This is a genomic window from Vreelandella halophila (assembly GCF_009856365.1).
GTDB classification, from domain to species: domain Bacteria; phylum Pseudomonadota; class Gammaproteobacteria; order Pseudomonadales; family Oleiphilaceae; genus Halospina; species Halospina utahensis_B.
In genome coordinates, this window is the sequence record NZ_WMEX01000005.1 from 36,407 (window position 1) to 53,630 (window position 17,224).

18 protein-coding genes are annotated in these 17,224 nt (G+C 63.0%); 11 read left to right on the forward strand and 7 right to left on the reverse strand.

Annotated elements, in window-relative coordinates:
• Positions 1-56 precede the first annotated feature (56 nt).
• From GLW01_RS09845 to GLW01_RS09855, 3 genes are all read left to right on the forward strand, one after another.
• Positions 57-1,259: a BCCT family transporter gene (locus tag GLW01_RS09845; RefSeq protein WP_160898941.1), complete on the forward strand. Its 1,203-nt coding sequence runs from the start codon at positions 57-59 to the stop codon at positions 1,257-1,259.
• Positions 1,260-1,364: 105 nt separating this feature from the next.
• Entirely contained in the window at positions 1,365-2,732 is a 1,368-nt protein-coding gene (locus tag GLW01_RS09850) for a flavin-containing monooxygenase (protein ID WP_160898942.1), read from the forward strand.
• Between the two features lie 156 nt (positions 2,733-2,888).
• Positions 2,889-4,574: an AMP-binding protein gene (locus GLW01_RS09855; RefSeq protein WP_202405661.1), complete on the forward strand. Its 1,686-nt coding sequence runs from the start codon at positions 2,889-2,891 to the stop codon at positions 4,572-4,574.
• Between the two features lie 86 nt (positions 4,575-4,660).
• Here the strand turns inward: GLW01_RS09855 and GLW01_RS09860 are convergent, their stop codons facing one another.
• From GLW01_RS09860 to GLW01_RS09875, 4 genes are all read right to left on the reverse strand, one after another.
• Positions 4,661-5,521, reverse strand: a complete 861-nt coding sequence (locus tag GLW01_RS09860; protein WP_160898943.1) for a tetratricopeptide repeat protein — start codon at positions 5,519-5,521, stop codon at positions 4,661-4,663.
• A 46-nt stretch (positions 5,522-5,567) separates the two neighbouring features.
• The gene (locus GLW01_RS09865) at positions 5,568-6,527 is read right to left on the reverse strand and encodes a YbgA family protein (protein ID WP_151439749.1); all 960 of its coding nucleotides are present in this window, start codon (positions 6,525-6,527) and stop codon (positions 5,568-5,570) included.
• Between the two features lie 78 nt (positions 6,528-6,605).
• Positions 6,606-7,535, reverse strand: coding sequence for a PA2778 family cysteine peptidase (locus GLW01_RS09870; RefSeq protein WP_160898944.1), 930 nt, complete (start codon positions 7,533-7,535; stop codon positions 6,606-6,608).
• A complete protein-coding gene (locus tag GLW01_RS09875; protein WP_202405662.1) occupies positions 7,523-7,924 on the reverse strand; it encodes a PA2779 family protein in 402 nt (133 codons plus the stop codon). Before GLW01_RS09875 ends, GLW01_RS09870 begins: the two co-directional genes overlap by 13 nt.
• Positions 7,925-8,032: 108 nt before the next feature.
• Here GLW01_RS09875 and GLW01_RS09880 point away from each other — a divergent pair, with 108 nt between their 5' ends.
• From GLW01_RS09880 to GLW01_RS09890, 3 genes are read left to right on the forward strand one after another with little or no spacing between them, the layout of a single operon-like run.
• A complete protein-coding gene (locus tag GLW01_RS09880; protein WP_202405663.1) occupies positions 8,033-8,683 on the forward strand; it encodes a hypothetical protein in 651 nt (216 codons plus the stop codon).
• Between the two features lie 10 nt (positions 8,684-8,693).
• Entirely contained in the window at positions 8,694-9,305 is a 612-nt protein-coding gene (locus GLW01_RS09885; RefSeq protein ID WP_160898945.1) for an ABC transporter ATP-binding protein, read from the forward strand.
• On the forward strand, positions 9,292-10,095 hold the full coding sequence (locus tag GLW01_RS09890; RefSeq protein ID WP_151439751.1) for an ABC transporter permease: 804 nt from the start codon (positions 9,292-9,294) through the stop codon (positions 10,093-10,095). Before GLW01_RS09885 ends, GLW01_RS09890 begins: the two co-directional genes overlap by 14 nt.
• A gap of 217 nt (positions 10,096-10,312) precedes the next feature.
• On the opposite strand, the gene GLW01_RS09895 is transcribed toward GLW01_RS09890, so the two are convergent.
• Positions 10,313-11,164 (reverse strand): SAM-dependent methyltransferase, encoded by an 852-nt coding sequence (locus tag GLW01_RS09895; protein ID WP_151439752.1) that lies wholly within the window; start codon positions 11,162-11,164, stop codon positions 10,313-10,315.
• A 502-nt stretch (positions 11,165-11,666) separates the two neighbouring features.
• Between GLW01_RS09895 and GLW01_RS09900 the strand changes: the two genes are divergently transcribed.
• The 4 genes from GLW01_RS09900 to GLW01_RS09915 are packed head-to-tail and all read left to right on the forward strand — an operon-like array spanning position 11,667 to position 15,106.
• Positions 11,667-12,224 (forward strand): nicotinamidase, encoded by a 558-nt coding sequence (locus GLW01_RS09900; RefSeq protein WP_160898946.1) that lies wholly within the window; start codon positions 11,667-11,669, stop codon positions 12,222-12,224.
• Between the two features lie 2 nt (positions 12,225-12,226).
• Positions 12,227-13,582 (forward strand): nicotinate phosphoribosyltransferase, encoded by a 1,356-nt coding sequence (locus tag GLW01_RS09905; protein ID WP_286173274.1) that lies wholly within the window; start codon positions 12,227-12,229, stop codon positions 13,580-13,582.
• On the forward strand, positions 13,575-13,916 hold the full coding sequence (locus GLW01_RS09910) for a TraR/DksA family transcriptional regulator (RefSeq protein WP_160898948.1): 342 nt from the start codon (positions 13,575-13,577) through the stop codon (positions 13,914-13,916). The genes GLW01_RS09905 and GLW01_RS09910 overlap by 8 nt, the downstream gene beginning before the upstream one ends.
• A gap of 8 nt (positions 13,917-13,924) precedes the next feature.
• A complete protein-coding gene (locus tag GLW01_RS09915) occupies positions 13,925-15,106 on the forward strand; it encodes a cation:proton antiporter (RefSeq protein WP_151439756.1) in 1,182 nt (393 codons plus the stop codon).
• Here the strand turns inward: GLW01_RS09915 and GLW01_RS09920 are convergent.
• Together GLW01_RS09920 and GLW01_RS09925 are read right to left on the reverse strand one after the other, a co-directional pair.
• On the reverse strand, positions 15,092-15,652 hold the full coding sequence (locus tag GLW01_RS09920; RefSeq protein ID WP_151439757.1) for a DJ-1 family glyoxalase III: 561 nt from the start codon (positions 15,650-15,652) through the stop codon (positions 15,092-15,094). The two genes, GLW01_RS09915 and GLW01_RS09920, sit on opposite strands and share 15 nt — an antisense overlap.
• Positions 15,653-15,673: 21 nt before the next feature.
• Positions 15,674-16,288 (reverse strand): Yip1 family protein, encoded by a 615-nt coding sequence (locus GLW01_RS09925; protein ID WP_151439758.1) that lies wholly within the window; start codon positions 16,286-16,288, stop codon positions 15,674-15,676.
• Between the two features lie 178 nt (positions 16,289-16,466).
• Between GLW01_RS09925 and GLW01_RS09930 the strand changes: the two genes are divergently transcribed.
• Positions 16,467-17,198 (forward strand): sulfite exporter TauE/SafE family protein, encoded by a 732-nt coding sequence (locus GLW01_RS09930; protein WP_160898949.1) that lies wholly within the window; start codon positions 16,467-16,469, stop codon positions 17,196-17,198.
• Positions 17,199-17,224 lie beyond the last annotated feature (26 nt).

The window sequence follows — 17,224 nt, forward strand, 5'->3', positions numbered from 1 at the left end:
GGAATTATTGCCATAAGAAAGCAAATTGACGCCGCAACCAGCAAAGGAGTTGGTTTATGTTGACCTGGCTAAGTATCGGACTGGTATTCACTTTCACCATGATTGCAGTGATTCTCCTGCGATGGGGCAACCTGCAGGTGGTGGGCGTGACACCAGTGCGTACCTTCACCTTCATGGCCATTCTGTTCACTTCCGGCCTCGACGTGGGCCTGATCATGTTCCCGCTCACCGAATTCGGTGGCTATGCGGAGGACTACAGCGTCACCAACCCGCTCGCGATCGAGTTCGGGTTCTGGGCCTTCCTGATCTGGGGCTTCTACTTCCTTACCTGTTTCTACTTCTGCGTGATCGAACCACGGATCAAGTTCTTCGAGATTCCGGTGGTGAAGGTCATCAACAACGTAGTGATCATCGGCACCTGTGCCTTTACCGCCTATCTGCTGCTGAAGAACCTGCCCTGGTATCTTCCGGAAATGGGCGATGACGGCACCGCGCAGACGGTTTTCTACGGCATCGTTTTCGTGTCCATTGCCATGGCCGTCTACTCCAGCACCAGCCTCAAGTATGTGCGGGTGCTGAGCGTGAGCACCAGCTGGATGTTCATCGGTCTGATCGCACTGTTCTGGTACTACGCCTTCATGACCGATAACGGCACCTTCGGGGACTTTGCCGGGACGCTGAGCCTGCTGGGTGGCTACTTCGGCAACATCCATGAGTTCATGCTGCCGCTGAGCGACTACCATGCCTTCTACCTGTACTGGTGGTTCGCCTGGTCCATCATGATCGGCCAGTTCACTTCGCGCTTCGTGGGCGGACTGCGCACCTGGCAGCTGCTGCTGGCGATGCTGTTCCTGCCGTCGATCGCCATCGGTATCTGGTTTACGGTGCTGTACTACTACCATCTGGAGGACATTGGCACCACGGGCGTGTTCAACATCCTCATGGTCACGGTGGGCATCACCATGGTCATCAACTCGCTGGACTCGCTGATCCGCCTTTACACCGACAACCTGAACCTGACGGTGAAGCGCTTCGGTAAGGGCCCCTACTTTGCGGGCAACCTGGTGGCCATGATCGGTCTGACCCTGCTGTTCCAGCTGGAGTTCCTCAGGATCCAGTGGGTCGGTGCCCTGGTGATCGGGATCTACTTCGCGTGCATCCTGTACATCATCGGCCGAAACTGGCGCACCGTGAGCAGCATCAACAGCTCGCCGGAAGAGAACAAGCTGGACTACAGCCTGGTCGATTCCGCGAACTGACCTTCTGATGGGCCGTTGTGGCCGGAATGACTGGATAACGTCTGAATCTTTCTGGTAGAAAAGGACGTTGTCCGGCATTCCAACAACAACACAACGGAGTCCATCATGGATCAAACCCCAAGGGTCGCGGTCATCGGGGCCGGGCCCAGCGGTCTCACGGCAGCCAAGAACTGCCTTGAGGCCGGTCTGGACGTCACTGTGTTCGAGCAGAGTGACCAGGTCGGTGGCAACTGGGTCTTCAACAGTCGCACCGGCCATTCCAGTGTCTACGAGAACACCCACATCATCAGCTCCAGGGCGTGGTCGGAATACGAAGACTTTCCGATGCCCGAGGACTACCCTGAATACCCCAACCATCGCCAGCTGCACGCCTACTTTGAAAGCTATGCGCGCCATTTCGGCGTCATGGACGTCATCCGGTTCGAGCACTGGGTGGATCAGGTTACCCGTAACGAGGACGGCACCTGGCACCTGAAGGTGACAGGGCCCGACGGCATGGCCGTGGAAGAGGATTTTTCCCACCTGATGGTGGCCAACGGGCACCACTGGAATCCCAAGAACCCCGACTATCCGGGCACGTTCAACGGCACCTGGATGCATTCCCACGACTTCAAGGGGGTCAGTGATGAGTGGCGAGGGAAGCGGGTGCTTGTTATCGGTGCCGGTAATTCCGCCTGCGATGTGGCGGTGGAAACGGCCCGGGTGGCGGATCACGTCGCGCTGAGTATGCGCAGTGGTCAGTGGTTCATGCCCAAGTTCATGTTTGGCAAGCCGACGGATGTGCTGGGCTCCAATATGCCCACCTGGGTACCGAACCGCATCCGGCAGCTGCTGTTCACCGGGCTTCTGAAACTCCTCCAGGGGGATTACTACCGCAACTACGGCCTGCCCAGGCCCAGACGGCCGGTGCTGAGCCATCATCCGACCATCAACTCGGATCTGCTGGATTTCATCCGCCACCGGCGCATCCACCCGCGCCCGGCCGTCCGCGAGCTCAATGGAGACAGCGTGATCTTCCAGGACGGGCGCGAGGATGCGTTTGATCTGGTGGTCGCCTGCACCGGGTTCTGGATCAGCTTCCCTTTCTTCGACCCGTCGTTGATCGACTTCAGCAGTGCCGAGCGGGTACCGCTGTACCGGAAGATGATGCACGCGGACTTCAGCAACCTCTATTTCATCGGTCTGTTCCAGCCTCTGGGCTGCATCTGGCCGCTGGCGGACTACCAGGCGAAGCTGGCCTGTCAGGAAATCCTCGGGCATTACGCCCGTCCGGCCAACATGCGCCTGGCCATCCAGGAGGAGGCCGCCAATCCGCACCTGGATTTTGATGCCGGTGGGCGCCACTCCACCGAGGTGGACTATCACCGGTTCCGGCGGGACCTGAAGAAGGAGCTGCGGAAAGCCGGGGTCGAGATAGGCCGCCCACCCGCCGGCAAGCCCGGGCGCTACAAGGATTTCAGCAGGGCATCATGAAGGGGCAGGCACTGCACTGTTTGTGATCCGCTTCCGCCCATTGATTCAAATTCTGGAGAGAATGTGCCATCGAGGCCAATGCAGTGACAGGGGAAGTTGAATAGTATCCCGACGTTTATACCTTTCCAATAAACCATAACAATCAGGAGCTCTTGGATGATCAAAGTTGATGACAGGCCCACCACGCTGCACAGCCTGTTCTACTGGGCGCAGCGTTCTCCGGACATGGTCTATATGAACCAGCCCTATCCGGACGGTTCGGTGGAGGAGACCACCTGGAAGCAGGCTGCGGACCAGGTGCTGCGCATGGCCGCCCACCTCAGATCCCTGGAACTGCCGGAGAAAAGCTGCATCGCCATTCTGGGCAAGAACAGCGACCACTGGGTCATGGCGGATCTGGCCATCTGGGCTGCCGGTCACGTCTCGGTGCCGCTGTACCCCACACTCAATGGTGACACGGCCGCCTATGTGCTGGAGCACAGTGAGGCGAAGCTGATGATGCTCGGCAAGCTCGATGGCACGGCCGACGGCTGGAACGACATCAAGAACCACATCCCGGCGGATCTTCCGATCATTTCCATGCCCATGTCGCCGCGCAGGGATACCGAGCAGTGGAAGGACATCGTCGCGCGCACCGAGCCGTTGGCTGAGCCGCACCTGCCGTCACCGGATGAGCTGGCCACCCTGGTCTATACCTCCGGCAGTACTGGCAGGCCCAAGGGCGTGATGCACTCGTTCGGAACCATGATCTCGGTGGCCGAGGGGCTCAAGCAGATCTTCCCCGTGGACCAGAACGACCGCATGCTCTCCTACCTGCCACTGGCCCACGTGGCCGAGCGCGCCGCTGTCCAGACGTCCTCGCTGTACTTCGGTTTCCCGCTCTATTTCGCCAACTCCCTGGACACCTTCCAGGAGGACCTGCAGCGGGCGCGCCCGACGCTGTTCTTCTCCGTACCGCGCCTGTGGATGAAGTTCTATCTGGCCATCTGCGACAAGCTGCCGCCGAAGAAGCAGAAGGTGCTGTTCCGGGTTCCGCTGCTCAACCGGGTTGTGAAGCGCAAGATCCTCAAGCAGCTGGGTCTGGACCACGTGCGTGCGGCCCTGACCGGGGCGGCCCCGCTGGCGCCGGAGATCATCCACTGGTACCGCAACATCGGGCTGGAGCTGCTTGAGGTCTACGGCATGTCCGAGAACTTCGGGTATTCCCATGCCAACCGTCCGGGTGACGCCAAGGTTGGCACGGTGGGTCTTCCGAACCCCGGTGTGGAACACCGCGTGACGGACGAGGGCGAGCTTCAGGTGAAGAGCCCTGGGCAGATGCTCGGGTTCTACAAGAACGATGAGAAGACCAGGGAAGAAATCACCGAGGACGGCTTTCTCAGGACCGGCGACATGGCGGAAGTGGATGCCAATGGCTATACCCGCATCACCGGCCGGGTGAAGGATCTGTTCAAGACCGCCAAGGGCAAGTACGTGGTGCCCGTTCCCATCGAGGGCCGGTTCACCCATCCCAGGGTGGAGGTGGTCTGCGTGGCCGGCGCCAATCAGCCCCAGCCCTGCGCCCTGATCACCCTGTCCGAGGAGGCCCAGGCGGAGCTCCAGAAGGGCGGCGACCGCGCGACCATCGAGAAGGAGCTGGCGGAAGAGCTGGACCGGGTCAACTCGGAGGTCGAGGACCACGAGAAGCTGGCATTCGCGGTGATCGTGAAGGAGCCCTGGACCATGGAGAACGGCATGCTGACGCCGACCATGAAGATCAAGCGCAACGTGATCGAGGATCACTACGCTGAGCGGCTGCCGAAGTGGTATGACCAGAACAAGAAGGTGATCTGGGAGGAATGAGCGCCTGCTGATCAGTCGTAAACCAGAAAACCCCGCCCCGGTGGTTCCGGCGCGGGGTTTTCTGTTTCCGGGCGGTGGCAGGCGGGTCAGTCGCCGTGGATGATCTCCTCCAGACGGCGGATCTCGTCGAGGCTGTCCAAGCGCTCCTCATTACTCATGGCATCCCGGTACAGGCGCTGGTTCTTCCGGCCCTGGGGGCTGCCGTTTTCGGCCGCCAGGGTTGACCAGGCATAGGCCTTTTTCAGGTTCCGTTCGGTGCCCTGACCCTCGCCATAGAGGTAGCCCAGGTTGGCCTGGGCCCCTACATGGCCCTGCATGGCGGCCTTCCGGTACCAGCGGTAGGCGGTGTCCGCGTCTTTCTCCACGCCTTCGCCCTGGAAGTGGACGAATCCAAGCATGGCCTGGGCACCGGCGTGGCCGCGCTCTGCGGCCACCCGGTACCAGTAGGCAGCCAGTTCCCGGTCTTTCGGAGCGTTGTTGCGGCCCTCAAAGAGTTCGTCCCCCAGCTGTTTCTGGCGGTCCGGGGAGCTGCGGGCGATCCGGATTTCGCGGGCGAGCAGGCCATCATCCTTTTCCAGATAATCAGTAGCCGGCTGGTAGCCTGCCTCCGCGGCGGCTTCAAGGTGGTTCTCGGCGGCCTCCAGTTTCCGCTCTTCGCGCAGCATCCGGCCGAGCTGGTACCGGGCTTCCGCGATGCCGTGTTCGTTCGCCAGGGTCTCGAGCGCGGCACGGGCCTTGGCATCCGACTCAAAACCTGTGCCGGTTTCCCGGTAAAGGTTGTACAGCTTCATGCGCGCACCGGGATTGCCCATATCGGCAAGCTCGCGATAGAGCTCCGCGGCGGCCTTGTGGTTGCCATCAGCGCGCATGCGGTCCGCATCTTTCAGGGAAGGGGCCGCGCAGGCGGCAAGCAGCAGGACGGTCAGTAACAGCGTGGTTTTCTGCAAAACGGGGAACCTGTTGGTTGTGTGGGCCTCCCGGCCTGCCCGCCCATCAGACGTGGTTGCGCAGGCCGAGCTCGTCCGGGTAGGGAGTAAGATAGTCCTGGCGCTCCAGATAGGCAACGGGTTCCCGCCTCTGGGCCATGCGCAGCAGGGTCATGGGCACCACCAGCGGCACCTGCCCCTGCTGGTACAGGTCGATCTGTTCGTGCAGCATCTCGCGGTCCGCATCGCTCATGGAACCGCGCAGGTAGCCCATCAGGTGCTGCATGGCATTGGCGTGGTCGCCGCGCGTGATCTGTTTCTGCATGGCCTTCATGAAGGCGTTGATGTAGCGTTCGGCGATATCCGCCAGCGGTTCCGCCTTGAGGTCGGAGAGCATGGGGCCGAGTTCCCGGTAGGTCTTCTGGCAGTGCGCCAGGAGCTGGAACTTGTGCCGTGTGTGGAAATCCAGAAGGGCGCTCCGGGTCAGCCCCGCCTCGATCATGCGACACCAGTCGTCGTATACAAAGACGCGCTCGATGAAATTCTCGCGCAGGTGACTGTCATTCAGGCGGCCCTCCTCCTCCACCGGCAGAACCGGGTAGGCTTCCATCAGCGCCTGCGCGAAAAGCCCCCTGCCATCCCGCCGGATGACCTGCCCTTCCTCGTTGTGGATGCGGATGCGTTCCATGCCACAGCTGGGGGACTTGGCCTTGAGGATGAAGCCACGCAGGTCCGTGAGCGAGGGCAGGGCGTCCCGGATCCAGTGCTCCATTGAGGCGGTATGGTCCGCATTGCCACTGGTGGTGATCAGGCGCAGGCCGTCCTGGTGTTCACGCAGGTGGATCGCTGGCCGGGGCACGCCCAGGCCGGCTTCCAGCTCCGGACACAGGGAGCGGAACTCGAAGTAGTGTGAGAGCACCTGGGAACAGTAGCGGGCATGCTTATGGCCGCCGTCGTAGCGGACTTCCTCGCCAAGGAGGCAGGCGCTGATACCCACCGGGATTTTCCGGCCCTGCTCGTAACTCATGGATGACCTCCGGAGACAGACGTATTTCCTGTTTATACGCTCCAGACTAGCAGTGCGATTGAAAGCTGCCGCCCGGGTTCACTTCGCCGGGCAGTGGATCACCGGGCAGGCCGCCGTGCTGCCTGCTGGTGTGGGGGCTTCCGGAAGAGTCGTGTCGGCGCAGCCCGCCGCGTGCCGGGCTGCCAGAGGGCAGCCCCTGCGTGCCAGGAGCGTGGCGAGGTTGAGCCATCCAGCGGTAAGCTCCGGGGCTTCCCGGGTCAGAGTGATGAACTGGGACAGAGCCTGCTCCGTCTCCTCCTGTGCGTAGAGGCTGTTGGCGAGCCCAAAGCGGGCGGCCGAGGCATCCGGCCAGTGTGCCAGGGCGGTTCGATAGGCCTGCTCCGCCAGGGGCAGTTGCCCCAGCTCTTCCATATCACTGGCCGCGGCCAGCCAGGGCAGTGGCCGTGCTGTGGCCGGAAGGCGATCCGGCGGGGTCATGACCATGGCCCAGTGGTCGGCGCGCGCCCAGCTGGCCAGGAAGGGACGGACCGGTTCCGCATGCCGGGGCCGGGTGTCGGTGTGCAGGATGATCCGGTCACGGCCGCGGTCGTAGCCAATGACCACGGCATAGTGCCACTGGGGCCACCAGTCGAGCCCCAGGTTCTGCATCACCAGCACCGGGTTACCCGCTTCCACCTCCCGGAGGATGGCTCCCAGCTCCGGTTCCAGTGGATAGGCCAGCAGGCCGTGGGCGCGGGCGGTGGCAACCATTTCCACCTGGAGCGAGCCGCCGCGTTCCGGCACATAGACCTGGTCCACGAGACGTTCCGGTGTGGTGGCGACGGAGCGGTGGTTCAGGACCGTGGCCAGAGCTGCGGGGCCGCACTGGTAGGCTTCCTGGGGATGGAACGGGACCCCGTCAATGACGTGGCTGGCCGAGGAGCCGGTGTGTTCCGGCCACTGGGGCTGGCTGGCGCAGCCGCCCAGAAGGAGGACGGCGGCCAGCAGCAGGGCTGTCAGTTGATGCAACGGACGAACGAGAAGATGTTGGTGGCGCAGAGCATGTCGGTAACAATGAACACCAGCACAAAGAGCACAATAATGCCCACGACGCCTTCACCGGCGGGTGCCTGGGAAAGCTGTTCGTTGAAGGAGGCCAGCTCCTGCTGTGTCAGGTTGTTGATGCGTTCCGACACCTGGGCGCGATCCACGCCCATGCGCTCCAGGGTTGCCTTGACCTCGTCCCGGTCAAGCATGGCGCGCAGCTCCTCACGGTCGTGCTGGAGCTGCTGGTCGGCCACAACGCTGCCGGTTTCAATCATATCCGCTGAACCCATGAGCGGCATGCAGGCCAGAAAGAGCATGGCCAGAATCTGGATGAACGCCACACGGCGCATGGGCAGACGCTGGTACAGCATGGTGTGCCTCCTTCTTTACGGATTTCCCCGGAGTCTAAAGTTCTGGCGGGGATTCGTCACTGGCCGGAACGCGACCTATAATGGCTGCTTCAATCAGGAGGGGGTGTTTTGGAGCGAGCCCGAGTCGTTGCCGGCCTGATGGCCGAGGCCTGCCATGAGCTGCATAACGCCTGGGCGCCGGCATGCCGGCTGCGCACGCGGGTGGGCTCGGGGCGTGCTACCTGGCACCGCTATGATCCCCGCCGTGATGACCATTGCATTACGATTGGTACACTCATGGTCGCGGACAAGGCCCAGCCGGCTCTCTGCGGCGGCTGGCTTTCCACACGGGAGATCCAGGGGCGCGGCTACTTCGGCGGTGCCGTTTCGGAGCTCAACCTGCTCGCCCATGGCTGCTGCCACGAGTTCGCCCACCTGCTCCAGACCCGTTCCGGCGGGCGGCGATACGGCCAGGTGCATAACGCCGCTTTCTATCAGTGGCTGGATCAGCTTCACAGCGCCGGCGCCGCCCATGCCCTGCGCGGCCGGCTGGCGGAGGAAGCCCAGACACGGGGAGTCGTGCTGGCCACTGACATCGTCAGTACCGCCGGAGAAACGGCGCTCCGGGACTTCTCCCCCGGTGACCGGGTGCGTTTCGGACCCGGCCTCCAGGGGCGGATCCGGCGGGTGAACCGGCGCACCTGCACCGTGGACGGCACCGGGCCCTGCCGCGGCCGACGCTATCGGGTACCACCACAGATGATGACTGTTACAGGCTGATCACAACCCCATGAACCAGACCCTGATCCTTAATGGCCTTGCCACCGGCGAGCTGGATGCGATTGACCTGACGGTGCCCCCGGGAGGCATCGTCTGTCTCTCCGGCCCTTCGGGCTCCGGAAAATCACGGCTGCTGCGTGCGGTGGCCGACCTGGATCCCCATGAGGGGGAGGTCCGTCTCGATGGGACTCCGGCACACAGCCTGAAAGCCAACGAGTGGCGCCGCCGCGTCATGCTGGTGCCCGCCGAGAGCCGCTGGTGGCATGACACCGTGGGCGAACACTGTGGCGTACCCCGTGAGTCCGACCTAACGGCACTGGGGTTTGAGCCTGATGTCCACCAGTGGCCCGTCAGCCGCCTGTCGTCCGGCGAGAAGCAGCGCCTGGCCCTGTATCGCGCCCTGTCACTGGACCCCGAGGCCCTGCTGCTTGATGAGCCCACCGCCAACCTCGACGAAGCCACCCGTGACCGGGTCGAGCAGTGGCTGGTCAAGCGTATCCACGACCAGGGCCTGCCGGCACTCTGGGCCACCCATGACCCCAGCCAGATTGCCCGCGTGAGCGATACCCACTACCGCATCAACGGCCGTCGGCTGGAGGAGGCCTCCCATGGAACTGATTGAGCTCCAATACTGGCAGCTGGCGCTTGCCTCCGTGCTGGTACTGCTTCTTGCAGGCTGTTCCTGGTGGGTTCGCCTTGGTTTCGGCCGCTCCCTGGTGATTGCCGCAGTGCGGACCACCATCCAGCTCTCGCTCATTGGCCTCGTTCTTGAGGCCCTGTTCAGCGTCGGCGCCCTGGGCTGGGTGGCCCTTATGGGCGTGGCAATGGTGATACTGGCCGGTCGTGAAGTCATGATGCGCCAGCGCCGCCGCCTCAGGGGTGGCTGGGCCTTCGGCATCGGCACCTCCGCCATGTTCGTCTCCGCCTTCACCATTGCCGTGATGACCCTGCTCATCGTCATCCGCCCCGATCCCTGGTACCAGCCCCAGTACGCCATCCCGCTGCTGGGCATGATGCTCGGCAACACCATGAACGGCATCGCCCTCAGCCTCGACCGCCTCACCGACACCGTCTGGCGCCAGCGCGAAGACATCGAAGGCCGCCTCATGCTCGGCCAGCGCTGGCAGGACGCCATCAGCGACATCCGCCGGGAAGCCATGCGCTCCGGCATGATTCCCACCATCAACATGATGGCCGCCGCCGGTCTCGTCAGCCTCCCCGGCATGATGACCGGCCAGATCCTGGCCGGCAGCCCACCCGCCCTGGCGGTGAAGTACCAGATTCTCCTGATGTTCACCATCGCCGCCGGCACCGGCTTCGGCACCATGCTGGCGGTGACGGCGGGGAGTTACCGTTTATTCGATCAGAGACAGCGACTCCGGACTGACCGGATCACGAACCCAACGCATTAGGTCGGACTATTCGAAAACTCAGGGATCGCAGGGTGGAGGAGGTCTTACCGGGAAGCTCTGGAGCCATGGATGGCGGAAGAGCAGCGTACACGGATGTATTTACAGCGATTCCCGGTAAGACCTCCCCCACCCTGGGAGCCCGTCTTTAACAGTCCGGACACAAAAAAGCCGGCCCCGCGAGGCCGGCTTTTCAATCCAGGTTCACCTGTTCAGGTGATTACTGGGTCTTCTTGAAGCGGAAAATCCCCCAGGTCAGGTAACCACTGTTACCGCCGTTGACCCAGTTCTTCAGACCCGTCTTCATGCGGTCAATGTACTCTTGGGACACCAGGTTCTTCTCGACCAGCTCCTTCTCACGACGCTCAGTCTCCTCCAGAACCCGACCGTAATGACGCGGAAGGTGAGGCGTGTTGTCCTCGAAGTCCACTTCTTCCATGCCATTGCGACGGCAGGCATCCCGGTAGAAGCCAGGGGAGCCCAGAGTATCCAGATGCAGGCGGTCCAGAATCGGCTGCAGAACGCCATCCGGGCAATCATCCGCCATCATCGGATCCGTGAAGATGAACAGACCGCCCGGCTTGAGAACGCGGCCAACCTCCTCGATCACCTTCTCACGGTTGCCGCTGTGAAGGAACGAATCCTGGGAAAACACCACATCAAAGGTACCGTGCTCGAAGGGAAGCTCCTCGAAGTTGCCATCCACGACCGTGATCCTGTCCTCAAGGCCCGCGTCCTTGTTGAAGCCGCGGTTGCGATCGTTCTCGACCTCGGACAGGTTCAGGCCCGTTACATCCAGCCCCAGCGCCTGGTGGAGGTAGCGACCGGAACCGCCGAAACCGGAGCCCAGGTCCAGCAGCTTCTGGCCGGGCTGCACGTGGGGCTTCATCAGCTCGCCCATGTGCTCAACGATCCGGCGGCTGGCGTCAAGGATCGGCTCCTGATCATCCTTGTAGAGGCCAACGTGCAGATCCTCACCTCCCCAGACGTGGAAGTAGAAATTATCGGCATCGGTGCTGTTGTAGTAGTCACGTGCTGTGTTGACGGCTTCACTGTCATACTTCTCGGTCATGAGATCAGACCTCCTCAGTCTGTTGCTTTCCTCGGTAAACGGTTTCCCGCAGCAGCGGATGACGCTTCACACCAGACGATCCGGGGACGATAACCATAGCCACCGCCACGTTACGACGCTGTCCGGCTGGCCGCTCGCCTGCGCGCAGCGGCGCTGCCTGTCTATTTCTGAATCAGTTCTTCTGGTCAGGGAAAGTGTCCATCACGTGTCCGACGAACGTCAGACCAGACCATGCGGGCAGCTTTCCTGCTCAACGGCCTCTCGGTGAGGCCAGACCGAATCGCCCCGCCGGGCAGCGCCATGCGGGACGGGGATTCAAGCAGCGGGGTCACAGCCTTCTGGCTGAGCCCGGGTGGTTGCGGGTTTCGTTTACACCCTACCGGCTTGAGAGAAGATTTCAAGTCCCCCTGGTGGATCGCGGGGGCTCTGATGCTTGATTCAGTCGGGCGCTGGAACCATAGTCGGTACGTGGAAAACCCGATTCAGCCCGGAGGAGGTTCCCATGAACCCGTCCTATGAGAGTGATGATGCGCTCATCGTTGTGGATGTCCAGAACGATTTCTGTCCCGGCGGCGCGCTCGGGGTGGCAGAGGGCGATGCTGTGGTGCCGGTGCTGAACCAGGCCATCGAAGCCGCCCGTCAGGCAGGTGTGCCCGTGGCCGCCTCCCGGGACTGGCATCCCCAGAGCCATTGCAGTTTTGAGGCCCGGGGTGGTCCCTGGCCGCCGCACTGCATCCAGGAGACCGAAGGCGCTGCCTTCCATCCGGATCTGGTACTCACGGACAATGCCCACCTGGTCTCCAAGGGCACCTTCGAGGGTGAGGACCAGTACTCAGCACTGGATGGGACGGGCCTGGGTGACTGGCTGAGGCACCAGGGTGTCCGCCGGCTCTGGATCGGAGGCCTGGCGCAGGATGTCTGCGTTCGGGCCACGGTTCTGGATGCCCTCAGGGAAGGCTTTGCCGTGAATCTGATGCAGGAGGCCACCCGGCCCGTGGATCCCGATGGCGGTCGCAGGGCACTGGAAGAAATGCGCGAAGCCGGCGCCAACATCGTCTGAAGCTGGGAGCGCGCATGCTGTTCACCGACCTCTACGAACTCAGCATGGCCCGCGTCTACCACGCGGAAGGCCTGAACGGGGATGCTGTTTTTGAGCTCTTTTACCGGCGTCTTCCGCAAGGCCGGAACTATGTGCTCAGCTGTGGGCAGACCCGGGCGTTACAGGCGCTTCTCGATTTCCGCATCACGCCGGAAGAGATTGATTGGCTGGAAGGGCTGGGCCGTTTCCCCGGCGACTTTCTGAAAATGCTGTCCGGACTGCGCTTCACCGGGGACGTGGATGTCATCCCGGAGGGCAGCGTGGTGTTCCCGCTGGAGCCCGTGCTCCGTGTGCGGGCGCCGCTGATCCAGGCCCAGCTGGTGGAAACCCTGCTGCTCAACACACTGCATGCCCAGAGCGTGCTGACCAGCAAGGCAGCGCGTGTGGTGCAGGCCGCGGCGGGACGGCCGGTGATGGACTTTGGCGCCCGCAAGGCCCATGGCCGCGAAGGTGCCATGAATCTGGCCCGTGCGGCCTGGGTCGCTGGGGCTGCTGGAACCTCCAATGTTGAGGCTGGGCGCGCGCTGGACATCCCGGTTCTGGGGACCATGGCGCACAGCTTCGTGCAGGTTTATGGCGATGAGGCGCAGGCTTTCCGCGCCTTCAGCCACTACTGGCCGGAGACCACGCTGCTGGTCGACACCTGGGACACCCTCAACGGTGTGGATCGGGTGATCGAACTGTTGCGCAGTGCCCGGGAAGGGCCGCGGCCTGCTACTGCTGTTCGGCTGGACTCCGGGGATCTGCTCGAACTATCCCGCGCTGCCCGTCAGCGCCTGGATGCGGCTGGCTTCCCGGAGGTGAAAATCATTGCGTCTTCCGGGCTCGATGAGTACGCGATCCGGGATCTGGTTGGATCCGGTGCCCCCATCGACGGCTTCGGCGTTGGCACTGAATGGGCAGCGGTTTCGGACGCGGCAAGCATCGATTTCGCCTACAAGCTGGCCGAATACAAGGGTGAACCGCGGATCAAGGCCTCCAGCAATAAAAGTACCTGGCCTGGTCCTAAGCAGGTGTGGCGCCACAGCGAGCAGGGGCGAATGGTCGGAGACACAGTGGCTGCCGCCGACGAACCGGCGCCGGAAGGTGCCGAGCCTCTGCTGCGGCCGGCTATCCGCGCGGGTGAAGTCTGCACTGGGGCCCTTCCCCCGCTGCAGGCAGTACGTGAACACGCCGCCCGGGAACTGGCTGCCCTGCCGGAGGCACTCCGGTCGCTTACACCAACGGATACCCATTACCCCGTTGCCATCAGTGATAGACTCGAAAGCCGTAAACAGCAACTGATTCAGAGGTATCGGGGCAGAAAGGGCGATGACTGAGGAACTGGATCCGGAAACCTGGCGACAGCGGCTCCTGGATCTCCGCGAGGAGCTGCAGGCGATTGAGCGTGAAGGCGGGAGCTCGACCGGTACAGTGGAGCTGGACCAGCAGCGCATGGGTCGGCTTTCACGCATGGATGCCCTGCAGGGCCAGCAGATGGCGCAGGCCTCGGCGCGGCGCCGTCTGGAGATGCTGACGCGTATCGAGGGCGCTCTGCGGCGCATTGAGGCCGGGGATTTCGGGGACTGCTTTGTCTGCGGCGAGGCCATCGGTGAGAATCGGCTCAGTGTGGACCCTACCGTTACGCGCTGTATTGACTGCGTCAACGCCTGAGAGACCTGATGACGGACCCTGGAACCACCGTTACACACCTGATCGTGATCGGATTGCTGCTGAGTGTCAGCGTTCTGGCTGACGCCATCGCGACCCGTACCCGCCTCCCCCGTATTTCTCTGCTGGTATTGATCGGCGTCCTGGTCGCCGCAGTGCAGCAGGGCATTCTGGGGTACGCTGAGGCGCGCCCGCTGGGCGAGCTCAGCGAGCCACTGATCACCCTGGCACTGGTTATGGTGGCCTTCCTGCTGGGTGGGGAGCTGACCCTGGACCGGTTGCGTGCTACCGGGCCGGCCATCCTTGTGATCTCGCTGAGTGTGATCGGCGTGGGTGCGGTCGCGGTGGCGGCCGGGTTGCTGGGAGTGGGCTATCCCCTGGCGGTGGCCTTCTCTCTCGCTGCCATTTCGGTGGCCACGGATCCGGCGGCCGTGAGTGAAGCCATCCGTGAAACAGGAAAGGATGACACCCAGTCCCGGGTGATACGCGGAATTGTGGCCATTGACGATGCCTGGGGCATCATCGTGTTCGGGCTGGTGATGGCCGGGCTGGGTTTTCTCGTTTCCGGGGATGGCGCAGGCGCGCTTCTTGAGGCTGGCTGGGAACTGGGCGGGGCGGTGCTTGTCGGTGTGGGGCTGGGCCTTCCGGCGGCCTGGCTGACCGGCAGGCTGCGGCCAGGGGAGCCGACCCAGTCTGAAGCACTGGCACTCGTCTTCCTGATTGCAGGCCTGTCCGAATACCTGCATCTCTCATCCCTTCTGACCGCGATGGTTGCGGGCTTTGTGATCGTCAACGTCACTCACCACCACACCCGTTCCTTCACCGAGATTGAGCACATTGAATGGCCGTTTCTGGTCTTTTTCTTCGTGCTTTCCGGAGCCAGCGTGGATTTTGCGTATCTGGGGTCGGCCGGGGGGCTGATTCTGACCTATATCGGCCTGCGGGTTTTGGGGCGTTATGTGGGCGGACGCCTGGGCGTGACTCTGCTTGGCCACCGGGGGCGGGATTTGAGCCCGGGTATCGGGCTGGCGCTCACACCGCAGGCAGGGGTTGCCATGGGCATGGCACTGCTGGCAGCCGAGCGTCATCCGGAGCACGGCAGTCTGATCGTGGCGACCGTGGTGACATCCACCATTGCGTTTGAGCTTCTCGGCCCCCTGCTGGTGCGGCGGGTGCTGTCACGCGCCGGGTAGGACCATAGGGGCGGCGACCTCGTCGCGCTTCGCCCGGCCGCACAGATGTTCCACCAGCGTCAGGGCGAACGCCAGTGCCGTGCCGGGCCCCTGGCTGGTCATGCAGTGGCCGTCGACCACCACCCGCTCACCAATCCGGCTCTGGTTGGTGAGCTTGCTCTGGAAGCCGGGGTGCGCGGTTGCCGCGTGGCCCTCAAGCAGTCCATTGGGTTCCAGTGCCACAGCCGGGGCCGCACAGATGGCCCCGTAGAGTCGGCCGGCTTCCTTCTGGGCCCGCAGCATCCCCACCAGGGGGGCACTGTCGCCCAGGTTCCGGGCTCCCGGCATGCCGCCGGGAAGCGCTATGAGGTCGAAGGTCCGGTCGCTGCAGTCCGTAATCAGGGTGTCGGCAGTGATCCGCGTCTCCCGGGCCGCGGTGACAGTGGCATCAGCGTGCACACTGGCCACGGTTACCTCGACGCCGGCGCGGCGGAGTACGTCAATGATGGTGACGGACTCTATGTCCTCACTGCCGTTGGCAATGGGGACCAGTGCCGTTGCAGTCATGGATCCTCCTTCTGTGGGGGCTTAAAGGCCTGCCTCAACAAAGGTGGGGCCAAAGCCGAAGTTCCACAACAGGCCGGTGGTCGCCAGGGTACTCACGAGCAGTACCAGTGCGAGCGTCAGGATGCCGCCGCAGTAGACCATCGACTGTTCCTTGCTCATGCCCATCACTACGGGCACCCCTTTCCACATCAGCCAGGCGCCATAACTGGCGGCTGCCAGCAGGATCATGGCATTGCCCCAGGGGTCCGGGTAGAGCAGGGTCAGGCCGGCGATGTACATGGGCGTGAGTGAATAGGCCACCAGGGCCAGGGCGTTGTTGCCGTTCTCTTCCTTCTCCGCGCCAAAGGTGGTGGCCATCCAGTTGATGCCGTAACCCAGGGCGAAACTGCCTGCGAGAATGGCCAGGTAGGTCAGGATGACCAGCTGCATGGCACTGTCCGGTGTCAGCTTGATGAGCCGGTCACCGATGGTCCACCCGGTTTCCACGGTGCCGATATAGGCGGAGATCGGTCCGATCAGGGCCAGGATCACGATGTAGAGGCCGTAGACCACCATCGGTGTGGGTTTTTCCTGCTTGATGGCCGCCCATTCGGTTTCAGGGCGGAAGAGCATGCCAAAGGCGTGACTGAGGATCATGGTGCAATTCCCTGTTTTGTTGTTGGAGCGGGACCTTTCAGGCCCGGAACGGTTACCAGTGTAATACACCATGGAGACAGTGCGTTAAGCGCCGCATCACTGCATTGCGTTATATCAAGACGGGCACGCGGATCCGGTTCTGGTAGACTGCGCGCTCCATGCTTGGGAGTGGTGGATCATGGCGGAACTGGCGCTGTATCAGATACTGCTTGCGAATCTCGTGGTTCTGGCCGGAGCCTGCCTGCAGGGGGTTGTGGGCTATGGCATCGGCACCCTGTCCGCGCCATTGCTGTTTCTTATCAGCCCCGTGCTGGTGCCTGGTCCGCTGACCCTGAACGCCACCCTGCTCACCGTCATGATGCTGGTGCGCAACCGGATGGCGGTGCGCGTCCGCGAGGTGCGTCTGGCGATCGGCGGCGGCGTGGTCGGAACCTGCCTGGCCGCTGCTACCCTTATGGCGATTTCACCCCGTGGGTTCGAACTGATATTCGGCGTGCTGATCCTGGTGGCTGTGGGGCTGAGCGTGGCTGGCTGGCGACCGCGCCTGAGCGGGCGCAGCAGTGTTCTGGCCGGCATGGCCTCGACCTTCATGGGGACCATTACCGCCGTGGGTGGCCCGCCCATCGCCATGATCTACCAGAACGAGCGCGGCCCACTGGTACGCGCCAACATGTCCGCCTTCTTTCTGTTCGCCAGTCTCCTGAGTCTGAGCGCGCTGGCATTCTCAGGCTATCTGGGAGCGCGCGAGTGGCTGCTTTTCCTTGTGACCTTCCCCGGCGTGATTGCCGGATTCCTGCTGTCCGCGCATTTTGTGGGGCGGATTGATGGCGAACGGCTGCGTGGCCTGATTCTGGGCATTGCCGGCCTCGCCGGGGCGGCGGCCCTGGTGCGGGGGCTTTTGAGCCTGTAGTCAGCACCGGAACCGTACCATGTGGT